The organism is Vibrio sp. Vb0667, from assembly GCF_033391095.1.
Map to the genome: position 1 here is coordinate 44,687 of NZ_JAWPOL010000029.1, position 7,008 is coordinate 51,694.

Below are 7,008 nucleotides of genomic sequence, written 5' to 3' on the forward strand. Positions count from 1 at the left end.
GAAGATAGTTCAAGTTTCTACTTGAGCATCATCTCGCCATTTTGCACGGGTTATGACTTCAGTATGGCACTGATAGGGGAATAAAAAACCCTGGATTAATTCCAGGGTTTTTAGGTCAATCGCAACTTTAAAATAAACCAGCCAATCGGTTGAGGTCGGATTGAATAGCGCCGGCTGTCACTTCTCTGCCTGCGCCTGGTCCTCGAATGACCAGAGGGTTATCTTTGTACCACTTGCTCTCTATGGCAAAAATGTTATCGCATGGCAATAAGTTGGCGAGCGCGTGCTCACGAGACAACGCTTCGACTCCCACCGTTGCTTTACCATTTTTTTCTAAACGCGCCACATAGCGAAGCACTTGATCGTTTCTCTGTGCTTTTGTCAGACGCTCTTGAAGTATTTCACTCAACAACGCTCCATTATCGAAGAAATCATCTAAGCTCAGTTCTCTTAATTCTTCTGGCACCAAAGACTCAACTTTAACGCTGTCTGGTTCTATATCTAGGCCCGATTCTCGAGCCAAGATGACTAACTTACGCATTACATCGGAGCCATCTAAATCAGAACGAGGGTCAGGTTCGGTTAACCCTTGCTGCCAAGCAAGATCGACTAAATCATTAAATGGCACAGAACCATCAAACTGTTGGAACAGCCATGATAGCGTCCCCGAGAAAATACCCGATAGAGCGACGATTTCATCCCCACTTTCACGAAGATCTCGCACGGTATGGTTTATCGGTAACCCAGCACCAACCGTTGCGTTGTATAGCCAATGACGACCAATTTTAGCGAATGCATCTTGAACCTGATGGTAGTACTGACTATCTGCGGAACCGGCCACTTTGTTAGCGGAAATCAAATGAATGCCTTGCTGTGCGATTTCTACGTAGCGCTGAGCTAACTCTTTACTCGCGGTAACATCAAGCACGACGGCTTCATCATAGCTTTTAAGCGCTCCCAAACGTGCCAGCCAATCCCCATTGTTGGCTATGCTTTCATCATCAAATCGTTCAGCAACACTCGCCGCCTCAATACCTTGCTCATCGAACCAATAGGTTTGGCTATCCACAACCGCGACAAGATCAAAGCTCATACCATGACGTTTTTCGAGCTCACTTTTTTGCGTCGCAAATAAATTTAACCAACTAGAACCAATATTACCCTTGCCACATAAAGCCACTGCCACGCGTTTTTGCGCTTGGAACAACTGGCTATGAATCGTTTGAACCAACGCCTCGGTATCAGTACGGCGCAAAACAGCGACTAGGCTCAGCCCTGAGTCTGTTTCAGAGATAAATTCTACCGGAGAGTGCTTTAGCTTCTGATAAAAGCCAAAGCAATGATTGGCGTTTTTCGTAACGCCTGCACCTACCGCAGCTAAGAGCGAGTAACCTTCTTTTAGCTTAATTTCTGCCTCTACCGCAAGCTCTTGCAAGTGTTTCAATGCACCACCGGCAATTTCTGCGGTGTAAGCCAAGCGTAGCGTATGCTGATCGGATTGAGCTTCAAATGCCAGTGGCTCTAATTGCGCGCGCTGCAACGCTTGTAATACATCACTCTGTGTTTTTTCGAAGTCGTGCCCATGCATGAAAGACAACTGCACCAATAAAACATCATCCAGTGAAGTAATAATTTTAGCGCCACGACCAGATGCCAATACACGCTCAATACGAGTAGAACCCGACTCTGGCAGATAGCTACACTTGAGATTAAGGTCCATGGTACTTTGCGCCACAGGCTGAAGCGTACGACTGTGTAGCACTGGGGCAGCTAAGCGAGCAAGTTCACTGGCTTCATCCAATCGAAGTAACGGTAATAAACAAGCGTCAGACACCAAACGTGGATCGGCACTATAGACACCAGCAACATCACTCCAAATCGTGACAGTACTGACTTCAGCAAGCGCGCCTATGACCGTTGCAGAATAGTCAGAGCCGTTACGACCAAGTAGAATGGTTTCTCCTGCCTCGTTCTGAGCCATAAAGCCAGTAATTACCACACGTTTATGGTTATGCTGCGCGAGGATCTCTTTAATTAAAGGGTATGAACGAGCGCGATCAACCTCTGGTTGAGTTCCCGCTTCTGCACGTAAAAACGCTCGTGCATCTTGTGCAACCGCAGGGATAGAACGTTGAGATAATAACGCGGCCAATAGGCGAGCAGACCATACTTCTCCGTGTCCCAGTACCGCAGCTTTTTGCGCATTAGTGAGTGGTGCAGTCAGTTCCGAGAGAGTACTGAACTCATCATGTAATAAAGCTAACAGCTCTTCTTTTGCTTCACTCTCCAACAAGCTTTCTATTAGCTCAGTTTGGAACTGTCTCAAGCTTTGAAGCGCTTCATGCGCAATTCGGCCATCTTTACTTAACCCTTCCAAAAACTCAATCAAGCGGTTAGTGGTTTTTCCTGCAGCAGATACGACCACAAGATCATTTTCTGTCGAATACTCCTTGAGAATACCCACAACGCGTAAGTAGCATTCTGGGTTTGCTAAGCTACTGCCACCAAACTTATGCAGCTGACGTTGTACAGTCATTGTTATCGTCTCCTATTACTGGGTAGCTTTAGCGAACGCTTGTTCTAAATCTGTGATGAGGTCTTGTGCATCTTCCAAACCGACAGACAAACGCAATAGTTGATGAGAGACCCCAGCCTCCGCCAGCGCCTCCTCACCCATTGCACGGTGCGTCATAGATGCTGGGTGGCAAATCAAACTTTCTACACCACCTAATGACTCTGCTAATGAAAACAGTTGGAGCTCTTTCACAAACACCTTTAACTGCTCAAACGAACCAGCAAACTCAAAACTCAACATAGAGCCAAAGCCCGTTTGCTGCTTTTTAGCAATGTCGTGACCTGGATGTTCCGGCAGGCTTGGATGATAGATAGTTTTAACTAACGCTTGTTTCTGTAGGTAAGCTAGTACCTGCTGTGAGCTCTCTTCATGTACTCTCATACGAGCAGCAAGCGTACGAATACCTCGCAGTGTCATGTAACTATCGAAAGGTGTGCCCGTTGCACCAATACAATTACCCCACCATGCAAGCTCTTCTGCATGCGCTTCTGTGTTGGTGATGATTACTCCACCAATTACGTCCGAATGACCGTTGATGTACTTTGTTGTGGAGTGGATAACAAAATCCGCACCTAGCTCTAAAGGTTTTTGGTACACGGGTGTCAAAAAGGTATTGTCCACCGCAACTAACGCGCCGATTTGTTTCGCTTTTTCACAAGTAGCTGCAATATCCACTACGCGAACCAGAGGGTTTGACGGAGTTTCTAGCAAAATGAGTTTTGGTTTTTGTGCCAATGCAGCATCTAAAGCCTGTTCGTCTGATTGATCGACAAACTGAACCTTAAAATCGCCTTTGTTAGCTCGGGTATTAAAAAGACGATAGGTACCACCATAACAATCGTGAGGAGCAATAATGAGATCATCTGGGCCGAGAAAAGCGGAAACCCATAAATTTAATGCCGACGTACCGCAGTTAGTAACAACCGCTCCTTTTCCAGACTCAAGTTCAGATAGCGCACTTTCCAACAGTCCGCGGTTTGGATTACCAGATCGTGTGTAATCATACTTGGGCACTTCACCAAAAGCAGGAAAACCATAGTTAGTGGAAAGATAAATAGGTGGAACGACAGCATGATATTGGCTGTCTGATTCAATACCAGTGCGTACTGCAATGGTCGCAGGTTTGCGAGTGCTCATGGGTGTATCCTTTCACGGGTAATGACTTCTAAATAGGAATGCGCTATATCTAATGAGTAACATAAAGTGATCAACACGCTTCCTTTGCTGTTATGTTCACTTTACTCGTCAAAAAATGAGACGTCAACACTTCTAGACGTCTATATGTCTTTGCTTATGGCGGTAAATGCAGCTAAAATCAGCACCTAAATTATTTTTAACCGATTACATAAATGAAGGTGTGCAATGGCTGACTGGAATGGCGAATACATTAGCCCATATGCAGAGCACGGCAAAAAAAGCGAACAAGTAAAAAAAATTACCGTCTCTATCCCGCTAAAAGTTTTAAAGGTGCTAACTGATGAGCGTACTCGCCGTCAGATCAATAACTTACGCCATGCAACCAATAGCGAATTGCTATGCGAGGCATTTTTGCACGCGTACACAGGTCAGCCACTTCCGACAGATGAAGACCTTCGTAAAGACCGTCCTGATGATATTCCAACAGAAGTAAAAGCGCTGATGACGGAAATGGGCATCGAATTTGAGTCATTCGACGAAGAATAAAAAAGCCTGATAAAAGGTTTCAGGTAATAACTCTTGCCTCGAGCCAAATGGATGACATAAAAAATGGGACGCAATAGCGTCCCATTTTTTGTGTATCACATCTGAAAGATATATTACTCTGCCATGTAGTTTTCAGGCATCTCGATACGAGCTACACCTGAATTAACCGCCGCCTGAGCAACCGCTTTTGCAACACGTGGTAGCAAACGTGAATCCATTGGTTTTGGAATAATATAGTCCGCACCAAACTCTAGCTTATCAACACCGGCAGCCTTCAATACGGCTTCAGGTACAGGCTCTTTTGCTAGCTCACGAATCGCCTCAACGGCTGCAAGTTTCATTTCATCATTGATTTCACTTGCACGCACATCAAGAGCACCGCGGAAAATGAATGGGAAACACAATACGTTGTTAACTTGGTTAGGATAATCACTACGGCCAGTACCCATGATCAAGTCATCACGAACTGCGTGAGCAAGTTCCGGCTTGATTTCAGGATCCGGGTTAGAACATGCGAATACGATTGGCTTATCTGCCATCAACTTCAACGCTTCCGCTGGCAATAGGTTTGGACCAGATACACCTAGGAACAGATCTGCACCTTCAATCACGTCTTCTAGTGTGCGCTTATCTGTATTGTTCGCAAATAGCTGCTTATATTCATTAAGATCATCACGACGAGTGTGAATCACACCTTTGCGATCTAGCATGTAGATTTTTTCGCGCATTGCGCCGCATTTGATCAGAAGCTCCATACACGCTACAGCGGCAGCGCCAGCGCCAAGACAAACAATTGTTGAATCTTCAAGTTTCTTACCTTGAAGTTCGATTGCATTCAGCATACCCGCTGCCGTTACAATAGCAGTACCATGTTGATCATCGTGGAATACTGGTACATCACAACGTTCAATCAGACGCTTTTCAATCTCAAAACAGTCTGGTGCTTTAATATCTTCAAGGTTGATACCGCCAAAAGTGTCTGCAATGCTCGCAACAGTATCAACAAATTCATCGATCGTGCGGTGCTTAACTTCAATATCAATAGAGTCAAGACCTGCAAAACGCTTAAACAGTAACGCTTTACCTTCCATCACTGGCTTAGATGCAAGTGGACCTAGGTTACCTAGACCTAGAATAGCGGTACCGTTAGAAATAACAGCAACCATGTTCCCTTTTGCAGTGTACTTGTACACGTTATCCGGGTTTTGTGCGATTTCACGCACTGGCTCTGCAACACCAGGGCTATATGCAAGGGCAAGATCACCCGCCGTTTCCGCAGGCTTTGTCAGTTCGACAGCAATCTTTCCTGGAGTTGGATAAGCATGGTAATCCAATGCTTTTTGGCGATGTTCTTCTTCTGGAGTGGCTGCTTGGTGGTTGTCTTCAGACATGGACGTTTCTCTTTTTTATTTTTAGGTAAGGGGGCATAAATTCTATCGGATAGAAATCAAACTTCATAGGCAAGATTGCGAGCAATATCCTTAAAAAGCCGATAATAAAAGAGATTAGACCAGATAACGGGGTTAAGCACCCGATTTTCGAGTCAGGTGCTCTTTCTTCTTACTATTATTGGAGTATGCAAACTTAGAAAGTATCGTTACTCTTCGTCCACGTATTGCGCTTGGAGATAATTCTCAATACCAGACATTTCAATCAAGCCAAGTTGCGTCTCTAGCCAATCAACATGTTCTTCTTCATCTTCAAGAATATCTTGGAAGAGATCTCGAGACACATAATCTCGAATGTCTTCAGCGTAGGCAATCGCATCTTTTAAATCTGGAATAGCCGCCATTTCAAGCTTTAAGTCACACTCGAGCATTTCCTTGGTATCTTCACCAATCATCAACTTACCTAAATCTTGTAGGTTCGGTAGGCCTTCAAGGAACAAAATACGCTCAATTAGATGATCGGCATGCTTCATCTCATCGATAGATTCGTGATATTCCTTGTCTGCTAGGTGCTTTAAGCCCCAGTCTTTATACATTCGGGCGTGAAGAAAATACTGATTAATAGCGACGAGCTCGTTACCGAGCACTTTATTGAGATGTTGAATGATGATTGGATCGCCTTTCATGACAAAACCCTCCTCTTTGGCTTCATTTAAATGTAGAAGCAAATGAGAAGGTGTCAAAATGTAAGGCAAATAATTACTGCATACTTACAGCAATTAGCTAGCTTGTTTAAATTCCGTGTAACTAGTTTCCGCTAAAATTTCCTTGGCCTGTCTGATGCACTTACCACATTGGCTGCCCAATGCCGTGCACTTTTTGATTCCTTTAATATCTGTTACGCCTTCATCTATCGCCAACTTCCTAATTTTTTTGTCGGAGACACCATGGCAAAGACAAACGAACATACTCAAAAAACCTATAAAACTAATCTGTGACAAACAATATAAACAAGAATAGTTCTTGTTACCAGTCGCATTATGGTGTCCGCTCAGAATATTTGGTTATAACGATTTTACCGCTGCAGGAAAAGATCAAAGGGTTAAGAGGGGTGAGTAAAAGTGTTAAGATACAAAGCCGGTAAAACTCTGTTTTTAAATCGAAAAAGTGACGTCTTTTATTTCAACACTTATAACTAAATGTAATCTAGAAATGAAAAAGGGAAGCCTAAGCTTCCCTTTTCGATGCGCTTTCTTCAAAAAGAAGAACAGTGCAAGATTTCGTTTAATTCGCTATGAATTAGTCGAAGATCTTAGCAACAACACCAGCACCTACTGTACGGCCACCTTCACGGATCGCGAA

General features: G+C 44.2%; 6 protein-coding genes and 1 pseudogene. 1 reads left to right on the plus strand and 6 read right to left on the minus strand.

Features of this window, described 5'->3' with window-relative positions:
* Positions 1-127: 127 nt before the first annotated feature.
* Both R8269_RS19460 and R8269_RS19465 read right to left on the minus strand, forming a co-directional pair.
* A complete protein-coding gene (locus R8269_RS19460) occupies positions 128-2,536 on the minus strand; it encodes a bifunctional aspartate kinase/homoserine dehydrogenase II (protein ID WP_115386339.1) in 2,409 nt (802 codons plus the stop codon).
* Between the two features lie 15 nt (positions 2,537-2,551).
* A complete protein-coding gene (locus R8269_RS19465) occupies positions 2,552-3,712 on the minus strand; it encodes an O-succinylhomoserine (thiol)-lyase (protein ID WP_005382793.1) in 1,161 nt (386 codons plus the stop codon).
* A gap of 225 nt (positions 3,713-3,937) precedes the next feature.
* Here R8269_RS19465 and metJ point away from each other — a divergent pair, with 225 nt between their 5' ends.
* Positions 3,938-4,258 (plus strand): met regulon transcriptional regulator MetJ, encoded by a 321-nt coding sequence (metJ, locus tag R8269_RS19470; RefSeq protein WP_005381353.1) that lies wholly within the window; start codon positions 3,938-3,940, stop codon positions 4,256-4,258.
* A 113-nt stretch (positions 4,259-4,371) separates the two neighbouring features.
* On the opposite strand, the gene R8269_RS19475 is transcribed toward metJ, so the two are convergent.
* From R8269_RS19475 to R8269_RS19490, 4 genes and pseudogenes are all read right to left on the minus strand, one after another.
* A complete protein-coding gene (locus R8269_RS19475; RefSeq protein ID WP_005381358.1) occupies positions 4,372-5,649 on the minus strand; it encodes a malic enzyme-like NAD(P)-binding protein in 1,278 nt (425 codons plus the stop codon).
* A 206-nt stretch (positions 5,650-5,855) separates the two neighbouring features.
* The gene (gene bfr, locus R8269_RS19480) at positions 5,856-6,332 is read right to left on the minus strand and encodes a bacterioferritin (protein WP_005381359.1); all 477 of its coding nucleotides are present in this window, start codon (positions 6,330-6,332) and stop codon (positions 5,856-5,858) included.
* 93 nt (positions 6,333-6,425) lie between these two features.
* The gene (locus R8269_RS19485; RefSeq protein WP_054729689.1) at positions 6,426-6,614 is read right to left on the minus strand and encodes a (2Fe-2S)-binding protein; all 189 of its coding nucleotides are present in this window, start codon (positions 6,612-6,614) and stop codon (positions 6,426-6,428) included.
* Between the two features lie 331 nt (positions 6,615-6,945).
* Positions 6,946-7,008: pseudogene (locus R8269_RS19490) on the minus strand (elongation factor Tu); the annotation flags it as partial.